Here is a 15969-nt window from a genome sequence, read left to right as displayed (position 1 = left end):
AATATCTATAAACCCGCCTCTGAAAGGTAAGTGTGCACTTACTAACTTAATTCAGATCAGATAGCTTATACATCCAGATTTTCAACAGTCAGAGCATGAGTTTCTATAAAATCGCGGCGTGGTTCTACCTGATCACCCATAAGCGTAGCGAAGATCTGATCTGCTGCGACTGCATCCTCAATGCTGACTTGCAGAAGACGACGTGATTCAGCGTTCATCGTTGTCTCCCAAAGCTGTTCAGGATTCATCTCACCCAAGCCTTTGTAACGTTGCACGTGCTGACCACGCTTTGCATCATCCATAAGCCAGTTCAGGGCCTGCTTGAAACTAGCGACTGGCTGCTCCTTTTCGCCTCTTTTTATAACAGCATCATCACTCAACAAGCCATTGAGCTGTGTCCCTAACTCGACAATCTTTCTATATTCAACGCTGTTGAAAAAATCGAAGGGAATAAAGTGTTCATTTCCGATGCCATGAACTTTTCTAACCAGAAGCAAACCAGCATCATCGCCATCAGCTTCATCAATCTTTTGCAAAGTGCATGACTCAGAAATACCAAGATCGGTATTTAATCTTCCTTCAAGTTCTTTGATCCAGGCATCGATCTCTTTTTGCTCTTCAATCATCTTCTCTTCAAGCTTTGGCATATAGATCAGCTTTTCGAGTAGATCAGCATCATAACGTAGTGAAAGACGGTTAATACTTGCCATAACCACCAAGAAGGATCTTGCCATATTCTCAAGGCTCTCACCTGATAGAGGTGGTGCACCTGTTGTTACAATCAATGCTGCATTATCGAGTGCTGATTGAAGAAAGTAGTTATTCAGATCCTGATCATCTTTCAAATACTGTTCTTGTTTACCCTTCTTAATTTTATAAAGAGGTGGCTGAGCAATATAGACATGACCGCGATCGATCAGCTCAGGCATCTGACGATAGAAAAAGGTAAGCAGTAGAGTTCTGATATGAGCACCATCCACATCAGCATCAGTCATGATGATAATGCGATGATAGCGCAACTTATCCGGATTGAACTCTTCTCTACCAATGCCACAACCCAACGCAGTAATCAAGGTGCCTACTTCTGCAGAAGATAGCATCTTATCGAAACGCGCCTTTTCGACATTCAGTATTTTACCCTTCAGAGGAAGAATAGCCTGAAACTTCCTATCCCTGCCCTGCTTTGCAGATCCACCGGCAGAATCACCCTCCACCAAGTAGAGTTCAGATAAAGCGGGATCCTTCTCTTGGCAATCAGCCAACTTACCAGGTAAACCTGCTATATCCAGTGCACCCTTTCTGCGGGTCATCTCCCTTGCCTTACGAGCAGCTTCCCGGGCACGAGCCGCATCTATCATTTTCCCAGCGATACTCTTTGCTTCACCAGGATTTTCCAGAAGGAAATCACTCAGATTATCAGCAAGTAGATTTTCTACGACACCTTTGACTTCTGAAGAGACAAGTTTATCTTTTGTTTGCGATGAAAATTTTGGATCTGGCACCTTTACCGACAATACTGCGGTCAAGCCCTCACGAGCATCATCACCTGATGTATTTACTTTCTGTTTCTTAGAGAGACCGGACTGCTCGATATATTGATTCAATGTTCTAGTGAGTGCTGCTCTAAAGCCCGCAAGGTGGGTACCACCATCACGCTGAGGAATATTATTGGTGTAGCAGAAAATGCTCTCTTGATAAGACTCATTCCACTGCATAGCAATCTCGACAACAATATCGTTCCGCTCATCTGAAAAGCTGAAAACCTGCTCATGCAGTGGTGACTTATTTCGATTCAGATGCTCTACAAAGGCAAGTATTCCACCAATATATTCGAAAACGTCCTCCCTTCCCGTCGCCTCTTCTTTCAGATGAATTTTAATACCTGAATTAAGGAAAGAGAGTTCACGTAGCCTTTTTGCCAAAATATCGTAGTGGAACTCGATATTACTGAAGGTACCGCTGCTCGGAAAGAATGTCACACTGGTACCACTCTTCTCTGTTACACCTGTCTCCTTCAAATCAGATACAGGAACACCATGCTGATAGGTCTGCTCCCAAACCTTTCCCTGGCGTCTGATCTTTAACTTCAGCTCTTCTGAAAGCGCATTAACAACAGATACTCCAACGCCGTGCAGTCCGCCAGATACCTTATAGGAGTTATCATCAAATTTCCCCCCAGCATGCAGCACCGTCATAATGACCTCTGCAGCTGATCTTTTTTCCTCTGGATGCTCATCAACAGGAATACCGCGACCGTTATCACTAACAGTCACTCGCTGATCAGAGTGGATAGTCACTTTAATTTCGTTACAGTGTCCCGCGAGTGCTTCATCAATTGAGTTATCGACAACTTCGAATACCATATGGTGAAGACCTGTACCATCATCCGTGTCACCGATGTACATACCAGGACGCTTTCTTACCGCATCCAAACCCTTCAACACTTTTATATTCGAGGAATCGTAAGTCATTAATTATTCCGTAGAGAGAACCCATGTAGATGATAATCCGTTATTATACCTACACTTTCAGTCGATACACGACTCATTTAGCATTCTTTGATAATTCCATGTTCCACGTGGAACATACCAATCTCCTCACGCTTGAAGAATTTGTCGTTTTCTTTAGTCAAGGAAGTTATAAAGGTTTGTACATTCAGATCAGATATCTGATTTTGAACCTGTTCGTAGTGATCTCTATCAAGCTCTGACTGAAAATCATCGACAAGAATGATTGGAGACTCTTTATTCTCTCTTTTAAGTAGCATTGTCTGAGCAAGCATCATATTCAAGGCGAGTATTTTATTCTGTCCTCTTGAAAAAAAGTTCTTAGTTAATCTATCTTCAACAGTAATCTTAATATCTAGTCTATGTGGTCCAGGGGTTGTGAAACCTCTTTCCAAATCAGAGTTGGTCTGATCTTCTAGGGCCTGTAAAAGTGAAAGCCCTTTTTTCCAACCATTTTGCATCTCGAGTCTGTATTGACTTCCTAAACTCTGATTTTCTGAAAGTTCGTTTAAACAATTATTCCATTTTTTTAGATAGCTCTTCTGGAGTTGGTTTAGCTCCTCACCAATTACAGCCAGCTGTTTTGTCCAAATGGGGAGTTCTTTTCTATTTTTTCTTAGTGCACTATTCCTTTGGTCAATAGTTTTTTTATAGCGTAGTGCCATTTCTCCATATGATTGTTCCACGTGGAACAATCCCCAGTTTAAAAGTTTTCTTCTATGGGCAGGCCCCTCTTCTACAATGCGCTGTATGTTTGGAGTAATAATAGTTAGTGGGATGGTACTGGCTAGATCTGAAAGACGAATAATTTTTTTACCATCTTTTCGAACTGTTGTTTTCTCTTTTTTCTTACTTAGCCCGATTCTATTCAGTGATGAGTCATCTCTGGTGATTTCGGAATAGATTATGAGTTCTGACTCATTTTCTGAAATAAGATTTCTATTTTGACTTTGTCGGAATGATTTTGCTCTTGCGAGTAGATAGATTGATTCAAGGAGGGTTGTTTTACCTGCGCCGTTCTTACCAAGAATTATGTTTACTTTTGGTTTGGGGAAAATCTCCGCACTTTTTATGTTGCGGAGATTTTGAATCTTTAGTTTGAGCAGGTGCAATTTTTAATGCAGTGTGTCGCTGATCTTTAGTATTTGTATAACTGTTTACTAAATTCTCATGGGCATTACGACGTATTTACTATCCTTGTTATTTTTACCGTAGATCAGTGCACTGCTGTTTGTATCTTTTAGCTCTATGATGATGGTCTCTTCCTTAATAGCAGATATTGCATCAAGAAGGTATCCAACATTAAAGCCTATCTTCAGCTCATCTCCCTGGTAAGTTACCTCAAGCTCTTCTTCAGACTCCTCCTGTTCAGGATTATGGGCCTGGAGTTCGAGTAAATTTGGTTTTAGATGAAAGCGTATGCCACGATACTTTTCATTCGATAGAATTGAAGCTCTTGTCAGTGACTGTTTAATCGTGCTCTTTTCCGCTTCAACTTCTTTGTCAGATCCAGAAGGCATTACACGTTGGTATTCAGGAAATCGCCCATCTATTAATTTTGATGTAAAAACGGTTTGTTCAAAGAGTACTTTAATATAACTGTTGCTTAGCTCAACTTTGATCTCATCTTCGCTGTCACTTAATAGACGACTCAGTTCGATAACTGCTTTACGAGGCAGAATAACTTGTAGATTGATTTGTTCCTCAATCGCTTTGAGTGACTGACTCATTGCCAGGCGATGCCCATCAGTGGCTACTGTTCTGATATCACCCCCGGATAATTCGAGTAACATCCCGTTTAGGTAGTAGCGAACATCCTGCTGTGCCATAGCAAATTGAGTGTTTTCAATGAGTGTATTTAGAATTGACTCTTTTATCGAAAAAACTGAACTACTGGGTGTTGGCTCTATTACCGGGTAGTCGCGAGCTGGTAACACACTAAGAGAAAATCTACTTCTACCTGATTGTAACTTTACCTTATCGTCAGATACATCCAGTGTGATGGGAGCGGACTCTGGAAGCGCCTTACAGATGTCGAGTAGCTTTCTGGCAGGTATTGTGAAGTCAGTATCGCCCTCACACTCAGCTTCTGTTTGAGTTTTGAGTTCCACTTCCAGATCAGTTGCAGTGAGATTTAACTGACCGTTGTTAGCGTTTACAAGAATATTTGCCAGTATTGGAAGTGTTTGTCTTCGTTCTACAACGCCAGCTATCTTCTGTAGTGGTGCAAGCAAGTTGTCCCGATCGGTGCTAATTTTCATGTTATCCACTCAGCATCTTATTAATTATCTTTTAAGATATATAGACCTGTTATTATTATTAGGCCTGTTGATATCTTGATTGATTGTTTCTATCATATTGATTTATATGAATATTTTCATGTATTTTCATATGTATCAGCCTACTCTAATCCTGCTGAATAAGTGTTGATGGTTTGTGGATAAGTTTGGATTTTTATATTAGCTGATTTTCTTAACATTTTATCCACATTAACTACTTAGGGTTCTTAACAGATTGGAATAGTCTTCTGATATTCTCGGATCACTCTCTCTTAACTCTTTAACCTTGCGATTTGCATGTATGACTGTGGTGTGATCTCTGCCACCAAATGCAGTGCCTATTTCAGGGAGACTGTGATTGGTCAACTCTTTTGCCAGGGTCATCGCTATTTGTCGTGGTCGTGCGATAGAACGGCTTCGCTTGGAAGAGACTAAGTCTGATGTTCTGATCTGAAAATACTCTGCAACAGTCTTTTGAATATTCTCAATAGTTACCTGCTTGTCATGAGCAGCTAACATATCGCGAAGTGCATTTTTTGCAAAATCGAGATTGATGTCTCGACCGGTGAAGGTGGAGTTTGCGATGACGCGTCTCAATGCACCTTCGAGTTCTCTAATGTTTGATCTGATGCGCTTGCCCATAAAGAAAGCAACTTCGGTGGGTAATTCAGCATTCAGCTGTAGTGCCTTGCTTTGCAGTATTGCAACTCTTGTTTCCAGATCAGGGGGTTCTATTGCCACGGTGAGACCCCATCCAAATCTTGATTTCAGGCGCTCTTCCAGTCCGGTAACCTCTTTTGGAAATCGATCACTGGAAAGGATAATCTGCTGCTGTGACTCAAAAAGCGCATTGAAGGTGTGAAAAAACTCCTCCTGTGAGCGCTCTTTGCCAGCAAAAAACTGAATATCATCGATAAGCAGCGCATTTACAGAACGGTATTTCTTTTTGAATTGATCAATGGTGTTGTGTTGTAGTGCTTTTACCATTTCAGCGACAAATCGTTCTGAGTGGAGATAGATGACCCTGGCCTGAGGGTCCCTCTTCAGCATCATGTTGCCCACTGCATGCATCAAATGGGTTTTACCCAATCCTACCCCACCATATATAAAGAGCGGGTTGTAAGCCTTGCCAGGATTTTCACCAATCTGCATGGAGGCGGCCCTGGCAATCTGATTGGACTTACCTTCGACAAAAGTATCAAAAATAAAACTTTGATTGAGATTGCTTTGAATGGGTGAGGTATTGTCACGCCTGGAGGTTACTGTAATAGGTTGGGGTGGTGGAATAGGTTGCTTTTTCTGAGGGCGGGACTTAGAACCGATTTCTACTAGGATCTTGGGCGCTTCTCCATTACAGACGATATTGAGATGATTCTGTATGACATCCAGGTAGTGGTTACGTACCCAGTCAAGAACAAATCTGTTTGGTGCGAGGAGTCTAAGAAGCTGAGGCTCTTCGATGATTTGCAGTGGCCGAATCCAAGTGTTGTATTGCTGTGGTGAGAGTACTTGCTCCAGGTGCTCAGTGCAGCGGTGCCAAAGGTCCAATTTCACTCTCCAGCGATGGTCTTGAATCTACTTGGTGTTTAGTTCGAAGGTTATCCCGAGAGCCCATACATTGATCTGTAATACAGCATGGTTCGGTTCAAAGTATGCAAGTCTACTCTTGGTCGCCAGAGTTATCCACAGTTATAATTAATTTTATCTTATGTAATTTGTTCTATTATCTATTGACAAACCATCTCTTTTCGGACTAGTCTACGCGTCTTTTTTTCGTCCATAATTCATTGGCGGATTTACCGGTAAGCAGCTATGAAAAGAACATTTCAACCCAGCAATCTAAAAAGAGCCCGTACGCACGGTTTTCGTGCGCGCATGGCTACACGTAATGGCCGTAAAGTGCTTAAAGCAAGACGTGCTAAAGGTCGTGCTCGCATCGCTCTCTGAGCAAAGGTTCATTGCCAAGATCTGAAGGGGCCTTCCCTCGCAGTCGTAGATTGTTAAAACCCGACGAATATCGTCGGGTTTTTAGTGAAGGTCGGCGATCCAGTGATCGTCACTTTCTGGTATTGGCATATCCTAACAGAGACCTCCATGCTCGCTTGGGTCTTGCTGTCGCAAAGAAGCATTGTCGAAAAGCAGTGGACAGGAACCGTATCAAGCGTATGATTCGCGAAAGCTTCAGACATAACCAGAATGTTGTGGCTGGATTGGACTTGGTTGTTGTCGCCAGACATGGTGCAGCAGTCGCGGATAACAAGCGTTGTCTGGATTCACTACAGCAGCATTGGTTTAGGATTGCAGAGCTATGCGCCAAATAATGATCTTTGTGATCAGGCTCTATCAAACTATACTAAGCCCCTTTGTCGGCCAGCACTGCCGTTTCTACCCCACTTGCTCTGCCTACTCACTGGAGGCTATTGAGAAGCATGGGGCTTTATACGGTTTCTGGCTCTCTCTGAAACGAATATCACGTTGTCACCCCTGGCATGAAGGCGGGGTTGACCCGGTACCTGAACCTCAAAAAAAGCAGTTAAATGGATAATCTACGACTGATTCTCTTTTTTACCCTGGCCTTTCTGGGCCTTCTGATTTATCAAGCCTGGCAGGAGGACTATGGTGTCCCTGCGCAGAGGCAAGCCGAGCAGACCAATGGTGGCACCGATTCACCCAGCGTACCTGGTGAGGTGGACACAGGTGTTCCGACGGCTGATGTGAAGGCAGATCTTCCCCAGGCCGCATCAAACATGCCACATCAGGATGGCACTGTTTCGACTCAAAATATAAAAGTAATCAAAGTAGTAAGTGATCTCTTGAGCCTTGAAATTTCCACTTTGGGTGGAACTGTTCAGAGAGCTGATCTTCTTAATTACAGAGACACGTTTGAGACGCCAGATATAAAGGTTGAGCTGTTAACCCCTTCAGGTCCGAATCTCTATATCGCTCAATCCGGATTAATTGGTGCTGAAAATGATGCTGCGCCAAACCATGATGCGATTTTTCAGAGCGATCAGTCTCTCTATGAGATGGCTGAAGGTGAGGATGAGCTGATCATTCCACTGGTATGGAAAAGCAGTGAAGGCGTGACTGTTACTAAACAGTTCAAACTGAAAAGAGGCAGTTATCTCACAGAAGTCAGGTATTTGATTGACAATCAGTCTGGTGAGAGTTGGGCGGCCAGGGATTATGGCCAGATTCAGCGCTCTGAGCCTGAAAGCGACAGTAGTGGCTTTACTACCTATACCTATACAGGTGGCGTTTTTTACAACCCCAAGGATAAGTACGAGAAAGTTGATTTCGATGATATGGCTAAGAAAAAGCTTGATGTCGAATCGGATCGCGGTTGGTTGGCGATGATTGAACACTACTTTCTCTCTGCCTGGATTCCGCCTAAGGATCAGGTAGAGCACTACTACACCAATGCACTGAGTGGTGGAAAGTACCTGATCGGCAGCTATTCCCCCTCGATCACTGTAGAGCCTGGTCAGTCCAAGGAGATCAGTAGACAGCTCTATATAGGCCCAAAACTGCAGGATCAGTTGGAAGCTATAGCTGAAGGTTTGGAACTGACAGTCGACTATGGATGGCTCACAGTAATTGCCAAGCCGATTTTTTGGCTGCTGAAGACAATCCATAACCTGGTTGGGAATTGGGGCTGGTCAATCATCCTGCTGACGATATTGATTAAAGCCGTTTTCTTTAAGCTCTCGGAGACCAGTTATAAGTCGATGGCGAATATGCGCAAGTTTACTCCCAGAGTTCAAGCGCTTAAAGATCGTTACGGGGATGATAAGCAGCGCTTTCAGCAGGCGATGATGGAGCTCTATAAAAAAGAGAAGATAAATCCATTAGGAGGCTGTCTGCCGATTCTGGTGCAGATTCCGGTTTTTATCGCACTCTACTGGGTGCTGCTGGAGAGTGTGGAATTGCGCCATGCACCTTGGATTCTTTGGATAGAGAGTCTCTCTGAGAAAGACCCCTACTTTATTCTGCCCTTGATCATGGGTGTTTCCATGTTTGTTCAGCAGAAGCTCAATCCGGCGCCACCAGATCCAATGCAGGCAAAAATTATGATGAGTCTGCCGTTTGTCTTTACCATCTTTTTCGCCTTCTTCCCGGCGGGATTGGTACTCTACTGGGTGGTTAACAATCTGATCTCAATTGCTCAGCAGTGGTATATCACTCGCCAGATTGAGAAAGCCGCCACCTGATTGAGATAGATTAATGACGCTGCGTGAGACGATCGCTGCAGTTGCCACCCCACCCGGTCGAGGTGGGGTGGGTATAGTTCGGATCAGTGGAGCTGGCTGTCAAAAGATTGCAGATTCTCTGATCGGTACACTCCCCCCTCCCAGGCAGGCCAAACTGGTCGATTTTCGCGATCGGGATCAACAGATCATCGATAAGGGGATTGCCCTTTTCTTTCCTGGTCCACACTCCTTTACCGGGGAGGATGTATTGGAACTCCAGGGGCATGGTGGTCCAGTGGTCATGGATCTACTGCTTCAAGCTGTTCTCAATGCAGGAGCACGAGTTGCCCATGCGGGAGAGTTTAGTGAACGTGCATTTCTGAATGATAAATTGGATTTAGTTCAGGCTGAGGCCATTGCTGATCTCATCGATGCACAGAGTCAAGCTGCGGCCCGTCTGGCCAGTCGTACCCTGCAGGGTACTTTTTCTCAACGTATTACAGATCTAGTAGAGCAACTGATTGAGTTGCGACTCTATGTGGAAGCAGCAATTGACTTCCCTGAAGAAGAGATAGATTTTTTGAGTGATGGCCATGTTAGTAAGCAATTACTTACGGTTATTGATGCTGTTACAAAGACTTTCAATTCTGCACAAAGTGGTAAAGTTCTACGGGATGGTTTAACACTTGTTATAGCTGGACGGCCGAATGCCGGTAAATCGAGTTTGCTGAATGCCCTGGCAGGGACAGATTCAGCAATTGTTACAGAGATTCCAGGAACGACCAGGGATATTCTGAAGGAACGCATCAGTATTGATGGTATTCCGCTGCATATAATCGATACGGCTGGACTGCGTGAGAGTGCAGATCCGATTGAAGAAGAGGGTATTCGTCGAGCAAAGCAGCAAATGGCCGATGCCGACAGGGTGCTTTGGGTTTTTGATGATCAATCTGATCCGGATCATCAGCTGCAGGATGATGCTGTACTGCCACAAGGTGTGCCTCTGACACTGATTCGAAATAAAATTGATATCACCAACAAACAACCACAGATTCGGGAGTCAGGTTCAGCTGTTGAGATTTCGTTATCTGCGAAACAGGGAATAGGTATAGATCTTCTCAATGATCATCTCAAACATTGTGCTGGCTATATGGATCAGAATGAAGGTGAATTTATTGCCCGCCGCAGACATCTTGACGCCCTGCAGCGAGCTCTGCAGTATCTTGATCACGGAAAGTTGAGCTTGCAGCGGGATAAGGCTGGAGAACTGCTTGCGGAAGATCTGAGATATGCACAACAAGCACTATCTGAAATCACTGGTGAATTTACTGCAGACGACTTGCTGGGGCGGATTTTTTCCAATTTTTGTATTGGAAAATAGCTTCTATTAAACCTGAAGACGACATACTTAGTCGCCGGGGTAATAAGGTGGGGCAATGCCCCACCGAATCACGTTGACTGAAGGATTTGTGGTGGGGTATGAACCTACCCTTCACAAAAAGATGCCGTTAGGCTGCTTTTTTTCGCAACAATCCTATCCCTAAAAGTCCGCTGAGCACCAAAAAATAGGTGGTAGGTTCAGGAACGTTTGCGGGCGAATCCTCTATGGGTGTCACAGGATCTGGTTGAGTGGGATACTGGGGTTCACCGCCAGTATGATCTTGGGACACGATATTTAAAGCTAAATCTGCATCGAAAGCCATGAAGCCTTGTGGACTTTCCATTATATTCCAGTCAGCGTCAGTCATTATTTGCGAATCTACCTGCCACTCTGAATAACTGGACATAATATTGAGTTGGATAAACCCATTTGATCCATAACCTCTAAAGATCACTTCCATATCACCAATATTCCCTTGCGGTGTTATGCCCTCACGAGCATAAAACTGGCCATAGGAATTACCAGTCAGAGGATTGTAACCCGTTGCGTTTTCATCAACGAGGATCTCACTTCCACCGACAAATTCAGCGTAGTAATTGTAACTGTGATACACCCACCCTTCACCCGAACTACTTGTATGGCCGTATTCCACAGTTCTTCCCTCAGGATTTACCCAACTGCTAACCTCGTCATCGACGACAAAGCTATACGAGATCGGATCACCTACCGACACATTCACGGTATCATCCATTTCATATTGAGCTGTAACATTCCCTGTAAAAGTATATAAGACCGGCAGAGCGAGAGTGTTCTGCATATAAAATGACAATCCCCCCCAAACAAACAGTGTGATCAATTTGAAAGTTTTCATAACTACAGCTCCTTGTTGTACATTCCATTAATAACGCCACCTATAGAAGGCAAATATTGAGCCACAAATAGGAATTTTAGTAATATCAGAATGTTAAAGATAACCAACATGTTTTATGTGTTAAATTATTCGACAAGAATTCAGGACACCAAAAATTCCTGTTGAATAAGAGGAATTACTGTTTTCTTGATTCTGTACATTGTTGTCATAGCCTTGTAACAGATAAGGTGTTGAAATAAGGGTTCATAAGAAGAGGAGAGAGAGATGCTGGGTGAATCACACGATCTTTTGCATGAGTTTCCTGAGTATGCCGACAAGATTGTAGACATGCGTAAGAGCAACGAGGTTTTTCACAATCTGATGGATGAATACGATTGGCTGGATGCCCATATTCGTAATCTGGAAGAGTTGAGTACTCCAGTCTCTGATTTCCATATAGAAGAGATGAAAAAACGTCGTCTTCTATTAAAAGACAGACTCTATACAATCTTGCATGACTGATAACCCACTTGGGTTAAACAGACCCTTGAATGACGAGGTACACTAGGCTTTGTGACGGCTTGGATGAAACTGTCTGACCTGTCGAATTAAGGCCTGCGCCTGGTTTTTCTCTGGGTTCGGGCCATAGCGCACTTTGATATAGAGCGCAGTAATTCTGCTGATGGATGCAGTCAGGTCGGGTCTTATCCTGATTGCTTTTTTTGCATAATCCATCGGTCCTTCATGAACTTCACGTTTGATACCCAACCGGGCAAGACGTTTACAAAAAAGATTATAAGCGTGTGTGACAGGTGAGGGTGCTTTTCGGCCTGAAAGCACCAGCCTCAGTGCCACCAGAATCAGTGGGATTGCTATCAGCGATATGGTTATAAGACTCCATTGAAGTGGGGTTAGATTATCGAAGCCGAAATTGCGCATCAGTGAGAATTGATGTTCTCGACTATATCCAATTACCCAGCGTCGCCACTCTATGTTGGCGCTATCCAGCAAATGAGTAAATCGTCGCAGAGTTGATCCAACCAGGCCTGAATCATCCAGTTGAAACATTACGGGTGAGCCTTGCTCACCAAAATCTGCTCTGATCCGAAAACGTATCCGTTCCGGTGCAACTGCCGCTGTGGGATCGACTCTCTGCCAACCGGTATCATCGAGCCAGACTTCAGTCCAGGCATGGGCATCGTATTGTCGTATGATGAAATAGTCACCCATCTCGTTGTACTCGCCCCCCTGATAACCCAACACCAGACGACTCGGAACCCCGGCGATTCGCATCAGCTGTGCAAAGCTTGTAGCGTAGTGCTCGCAAAAACCTTCACGACCTTCAAACAGAAATTCGTCTATAGGATTGTTGATATAACGTGGTGGTGAGAGGGTGTAGACATAGGGTTGGCTGTTGAAATGGGAGAGTGCCAGATCGACGATTTGCCGAGAAGTAGTTGACTCTGCCTGCCATTTAGCGACCAGATCGAATTGGCGTTGGGTGACATTGTCTGGCAGTTCCAGTGCCCGATCACTCATACCCGGTAATAGTAATCTGTTCTGCTTCTCAATTGTGGACCAGACCCGGTATTGCAGTGATTGGGTAACAGGGCGACTACTGCGCAATAAAAAGTCAGATGTTATGGTTGAAGTTATGCTTGATTTGATGGGCAGATCAAGCGCATAGAGCCAATTTTTCTGGTGAGCTTCGAGAAACACTTCGTAGCTCACTTCTCCTGTGTCACTGATTGCTATCGGTTGTTGAGATTGTTGTTTTTCTGCGTTGAACCAACTTTCGCCATCTGTATCCCAGATCACCAGGCCCCGCCAGTAACGAAGTTCAGGTTCTGGTGGTTGCTTGTCGAAACTTACCCGGAAGGCAACTTCTGGAGATTCAACCAACTCTGCAAATTGACCCGGAGATACACGATCACTGAGGCCTGTTGTTCCACTGGCGCCAATGCCAAGACTCCAGAGTGGATGTGAAATGCGAGGAAAAATGATGAACAATACGATGGCAATAGGCAAAGCCTGAAGTGTAATGACCGCTGTTCTCAGAAAAGATTTATAGCTCTGCTGCGAAGGCCTGATACGATTTATCTCAATCAACAGAGCAGTCAAACAGATCATGATGATACTCAGATAGAGCGCCATAGCCATCGACTGATTAAATAGAAAGTGGGTAATGATTACGAAGTAAGAGATAAAAACCGCATTGTATATATCCTGTCTTTTTCTGGTCTCTAAAATTTTCAGCATCATCATCACAGTAAGCAGAGCAACCCCTGCATCCCGACCAATCAAGGTATGGAATTGGTTGAAGACCAGAAAGATTCCACCCATGGTTACAACTACCAGTATCCAACGGCCTGGCTGTAGTCGGGTATAGTGAAGTGTCATAAATCGCCAAAACAACAGAAATAGCAGTAACAGTGAAATCGGCGTGGGGAGATGTATCACATGAGGAACAATGGCCAGCGCAATAAATAGAGTGGCCATTAGGTGTTGTCGAGGGGTCAGACTGTGCTCAGTGGTCAGCATTTTGAGTACCGAATTTGGCTAGAGCAGAGAGGCATTTCTGCATATGAGTGGTGCCAAGATCAGAGGGAATGGATAGACCGGGTATATGTAGAGAGTAGGCGTGCCCCTGCTCCTCTTGTTGAATAATAAATCGGCATAGCAGGCTGAGGCGTCTTTCCGGTTCCTGCTCAGGTATAAGATCCCAATCGAGTCGTATCTCGATATGACGATCACCACCGAACTGTTTGCTCAACAACCCCTGTTGTTTGGCATAGGCCTTCCAGTCAATATGTTTGGGGGAGTCACCGGAGCGAAAATTTCGTAAACCAACAAAGTCATCTGCACCGACCCCGCGGTCGCCACTGTTACTGCGTGTATAGCTGGTTGTTACCGGTGGCTCACCACGTTCGGCAGGTTTCGGATAGACCAGACAACTCAGATCGAGTTGGGCATAGGTCCAGGCGTGAAAAAGCCCTAGTGGATAGGTGGTGTGAAGTGAGATCTGAGGTAGAGGGAAACTACCGCGTTTACGGCTGACAAGAGGCAGATGAATGGTTAAGCGTTCACTATTCGGTATATCGATGCTGTCGCCATTGATCTTGCGATGCTTTAGGCTGATTCCGAATCTATCGAGATTCGAAGGGTTGACAAGGGATAGGCAAAAATCAGCAGTTTCACCTGCAAACACTGAATCGACATGGTGTGGCTGAAGTTTCAGACCCAGTAGATTACGCCAGGTGTGGAGTATGCTGGTGATCCATATGCCCCCCAGAAGAAAGGTTGCCAGATGACCCAGATTACTGCCGTAATTGATGGAGCCAGCCAACATCGCCAACAACACAGTGGCGAGCAGTATTCCCTGTTTGGTTGGTAGAATGTAGATGCTACGTGCCTGAATGGTTACGCCACCCTGCTGATCAGCTTTCGCCTGACGGCGAAACTGTTTAAGCCAGGAATATAGGGAGCGTTTACTCATCTAGGGTAAAGGTACTCTATTCAGAAGGTCCTTCACCAGACCATCACCGCTAATGCCTGTCTTCTCTCCGGAGGTCTGCAATCGATGGCCGATGGTTGTCGGTAGTATGGCCTGCAGGTCTTCTGGCAAAACCAGATCACGGTCTTCTAGAAAGGCCCATGCCCGGGCCGCCTGAAGTATGGCCAGACCGGCCCTGGGTGATAAGCCAAGCCGATAATCCGGCATATTTCTGGTATGGGCGAGGATGTCCTGACAATACTCAATCAAGGCATCAGCAACATGCACTTTCGCTACCTTTTTTTGATATTCGGAGAGACTTTGAGTGTCGAGTACAACAGGATGGTCTTCGAGCTGAGCCCGACGGTCTCCCCCTGCCAGTAGATCCCGTTCCGCAGAGCGTCCCGGATATCCGATATTGATACGCATCAGGAATCGATCGAGTTGGGATTCCGGTAGAGGAAATGTGCCTACCTGATGACTTGGGTTCTGTGTGGCAATAACAAAAAAGGGTTCCGGTAGTGAATAGGTCTCTCCATCTGTGGTTACCTGTCGCTCCTCCATGGCTTCGAGCAGTGCGCTCTGGGCCTTTGGGGTGGCGCGGTTTATTTCATCGGCAAGTACCAGTTGGGAGAAAATTGGCCCACGATGGAATTGGAAGCTCTGCTGCTTGGCTTCATAGATAGAGACACCAATAATGTCCGATGGCAGTAGATCGCTGGTGAACTGAATACGCTGATAGTGCAGGCCCAGCAGATGGGCCAGGGTATGGGCCAGAGTGGTTTTGCCGACACCAGGCACATCCTCTATCAACAAATGTCCTCTGGCTAAGAGACAAGTCAAAGAGAGTTTGACCACATCCTGTTTTCCCAGCAGGATGTTGCCTGCTGCTTTGATTACCCCACCTAATTCAGAACCCATTACTTGCCTCTTCTATCAATTAAGGTACAACCGGACGTTGTCAGGTTCCCTTTGTGGTTATTGTCATCCTGCCGAATATGAAAGATAACTTATTTCTACACTCACCGTATTCTCGGGGATCTACTGCTTCTTAATCGGCCAAAGGTTCCATTCGCTGAACATTACTTTAGTGTTAACAGTCCCTAGCAAACAGGCCAGATTCGAGACTTGTCCTAAAAACCGATCGCAAGAGCGGATAAATAGCTATAGTGACTCAGAAGGTTCCTTTGAAATATCTCATTCCTCCTGTTAATCAGTTAAAATAGTGGGTTCGTTGGTTTTTTATCAGAAATCGGTGTTACTAAACCG

14 protein-coding genes are annotated in these 15969 nt (G+C 44.8%); 6 read left to right on the top strand and 8 right to left on the bottom strand.

The genetic code is table 11. The features are described from left to right. Nucleotides 1-65 precede the first annotated feature (65 nt). The 4 genes from gyrB to dnaA form a co-directional block, all read right to left on the bottom strand. On the bottom strand, nucleotides 66-2471 hold the full coding sequence (gene gyrB / locus AC4IFB_RS04940) for a DNA topoisomerase (ATP-hydrolyzing) subunit B (RefSeq protein ID WP_490779540.1): 2406 nt from the start codon (nucleotides 2469-2471) through the stop codon (nucleotides 66-68). Nucleotides 2472-2548: 77 nt separating this feature from the next. After that, a complete protein-coding gene (gene recF, locus AC4IFB_RS04935) occupies nucleotides 2549-3619 on the bottom strand; it encodes a DNA replication/repair protein RecF (protein ID WP_490779539.1) in 1071 nt (356 codons plus the stop codon). A gap of 48 nt (nucleotides 3620-3667) precedes the next feature. Further along, a complete protein-coding gene (dnaN, locus tag AC4IFB_RS04930) occupies nucleotides 3668-4768 on the bottom strand; it encodes a DNA polymerase III subunit beta (protein WP_490779538.1) in 1101 nt (366 codons plus the stop codon). Nucleotides 4769-4996: 228 nt separating this feature from the next. Next, nucleotides 4997-6334: a chromosomal replication initiator protein DnaA gene (gene dnaA, locus AC4IFB_RS04925; RefSeq protein WP_490777670.1), complete on the bottom strand. Its 1338-nt coding sequence runs from the start codon at nucleotides 6332-6334 to the stop codon at nucleotides 4997-4999. A 264-nt stretch (nucleotides 6335-6598) separates the two neighbouring features. On the opposite strand from dnaA, the gene rpmH reads away from it, so the two are divergent. The 5 genes from rpmH to mnmE are packed head-to-tail and all read left to right on the top strand — an operon-like array spanning nucleotide 6599 to nucleotide 10357. After that, the gene (rpmH, locus tag AC4IFB_RS04920; RefSeq protein WP_071892818.1) at nucleotides 6599-6733 is read left to right on the top strand and encodes a 50S ribosomal protein L34; all 135 of its coding nucleotides are present in this window, start codon (nucleotides 6599-6601) and stop codon (nucleotides 6731-6733) included. A gap of 11 nt (nucleotides 6734-6744) precedes the next feature. Further along, nucleotides 6745-7107 (top strand): ribonuclease P protein component, encoded by a 363-nt coding sequence (gene rnpA, locus AC4IFB_RS04915; protein ID WP_490777669.1) that lies wholly within the window; start codon nucleotides 6745-6747, stop codon nucleotides 7105-7107. Then, on the top strand, nucleotides 7095-7331 hold the full coding sequence (yidD, locus tag AC4IFB_RS04910) for a membrane protein insertion efficiency factor YidD (RefSeq protein ID WP_490777668.1): 237 nt from the start codon (nucleotides 7095-7097) through the stop codon (nucleotides 7329-7331). Before rnpA ends, yidD begins: the two co-directional genes overlap by 13 nt. After that, nucleotides 7324-8997 (top strand): membrane protein insertase YidC, encoded by a 1674-nt coding sequence (gene yidC, locus AC4IFB_RS04905; RefSeq protein ID WP_490779537.1) that lies wholly within the window; start codon nucleotides 7324-7326, stop codon nucleotides 8995-8997. Before yidD ends, yidC begins: the two co-directional genes overlap by 8 nt. A 13-nt stretch (nucleotides 8998-9010) precedes the next feature. Next, nucleotides 9011-10357, top strand: coding sequence for a tRNA uridine-5-carboxymethylaminomethyl(34) synthesis GTPase MnmE (gene mnmE, locus AC4IFB_RS04900; protein ID WP_490777666.1), 1347 nt, complete (start codon nucleotides 9011-9013; stop codon nucleotides 10355-10357). Nucleotides 10358-10484: 127 nt separating this feature from the next. Here the strand turns inward: mnmE and AC4IFB_RS04895 are convergent, their stop codons facing one another. Then, nucleotides 10485-11228 carry a PEP-CTERM sorting domain-containing protein gene (locus tag AC4IFB_RS04895; RefSeq protein ID WP_490777665.1) on the bottom strand — a complete coding sequence of 248 codons (744 nt, stop codon included), beginning with the start codon at nucleotides 11226-11228 and terminating at the stop codon, nucleotides 10485-10487. A gap of 264 nt (nucleotides 11229-11492) precedes the next feature. On the opposite strand from AC4IFB_RS04895, the gene AC4IFB_RS04890 reads away from it, so the two are divergent. Continuing rightward, complete coding sequence (locus AC4IFB_RS04890; RefSeq protein WP_490777664.1) at nucleotides 11493-11729, top strand: HP1242/YdcH family protein; 237 nt, start codon at nucleotides 11493-11495, stop codon at nucleotides 11727-11729. Nucleotides 11730-11771: 42 nt separating this feature from the next. On the opposite strand, the gene AC4IFB_RS04885 is transcribed toward AC4IFB_RS04890, so the two are convergent. From AC4IFB_RS04885 to AC4IFB_RS04875, 3 genes are read right to left on the bottom strand one after another with little or no spacing between them, the layout of a single operon-like run. Continuing rightward, nucleotides 11772-13748 carry a transglutaminase TgpA family protein gene (locus AC4IFB_RS04885; protein ID WP_490777663.1) on the bottom strand — a complete coding sequence of 659 codons (1977 nt, stop codon included), beginning with the start codon at nucleotides 13746-13748 and terminating at the stop codon, nucleotides 11772-11774. After that, nucleotides 13735-14703, bottom strand: coding sequence for a DUF58 domain-containing protein (locus AC4IFB_RS04880; protein ID WP_490777662.1), 969 nt, complete (start codon nucleotides 14701-14703; stop codon nucleotides 13735-13737). Before AC4IFB_RS04880 ends, AC4IFB_RS04885 begins: the two co-directional genes overlap by 14 nt. Next, on the bottom strand, nucleotides 14704-15621 hold the full coding sequence (locus tag AC4IFB_RS04875; RefSeq protein ID WP_490777661.1) for an AAA family ATPase: 918 nt from the start codon (nucleotides 15619-15621) through the stop codon (nucleotides 14704-14706). Nucleotides 15622-15969: the final 348 nt, after the last annotated feature.

The sequence above is a fragment of the Candidatus Thiodiazotropha sp. AKIB8 genome, from assembly GCF_058244675.1.
The sequence above is the reverse complement of the archived record's forward strand: the minus strand, read 5'-3'. Positions and strand labels throughout refer to the sequence as shown.

Excerpts from the sequence above, each read along its gene's own strand:
- mnmE (WP_490777666.1), top strand. The coding sequence starts at position 9,011 with ATGACGCTGCGTGAGACGATCGCTGCAGTTGCCACCCCACCCGGTCGA.
- dnaN (WP_490779538.1), bottom strand. The coding sequence starts at position 4,768 with ATGAAAATTAGCACCGATCGGGACAACTTGCTTGCACCACTACAGAAG.
- AC4IFB_RS04885 (WP_490777663.1), bottom strand. The coding sequence starts at position 13,748 with ATGCTGACCACTGAGCACAGTCTGACCCCTCGACAACACCTAATGGCC.
- AC4IFB_RS04895 (WP_490777665.1), bottom strand. The coding sequence starts at position 11,228 with ATGAAAACTTTCAAATTGATCACACTGTTTGTTTGGGGGGGATTGTCA.
- AC4IFB_RS04880 (WP_490777662.1), bottom strand. The coding sequence starts at position 14,703 with ATGAGTAAACGCTCCCTATATTCCTGGCTTAAACAGTTTCGCCGTCAG.
- AC4IFB_RS04875 (WP_490777661.1), bottom strand. The coding sequence starts at position 15,621 with ATGGGTTCTGAATTAGGTGGGGTAATCAAAGCAGCAGGCAACATCCTG.
- gyrB (WP_490779540.1), bottom strand. The coding sequence starts at position 2,471 with ATGACTTACGATTCCTCGAATATAAAAGTGTTGAAGGGTTTGGATGCG.
- rpmH (WP_071892818.1), top strand. The coding sequence starts at position 6,599 with ATGAAAAGAACATTTCAACCCAGCAATCTAAAAAGAGCCCGTACGCAC.
- AC4IFB_RS04890 (WP_490777664.1), top strand. The coding sequence starts at position 11,493 with ATGCTGGGTGAATCACACGATCTTTTGCATGAGTTTCCTGAGTATGCC.
- yidC (WP_490779537.1), top strand. The coding sequence starts at position 7,324 with ATGGATAATCTACGACTGATTCTCTTTTTTACCCTGGCCTTTCTGGGC.
- yidD (WP_490777668.1), top strand. The coding sequence starts at position 7,095 with ATGCGCCAAATAATGATCTTTGTGATCAGGCTCTATCAAACTATACTA.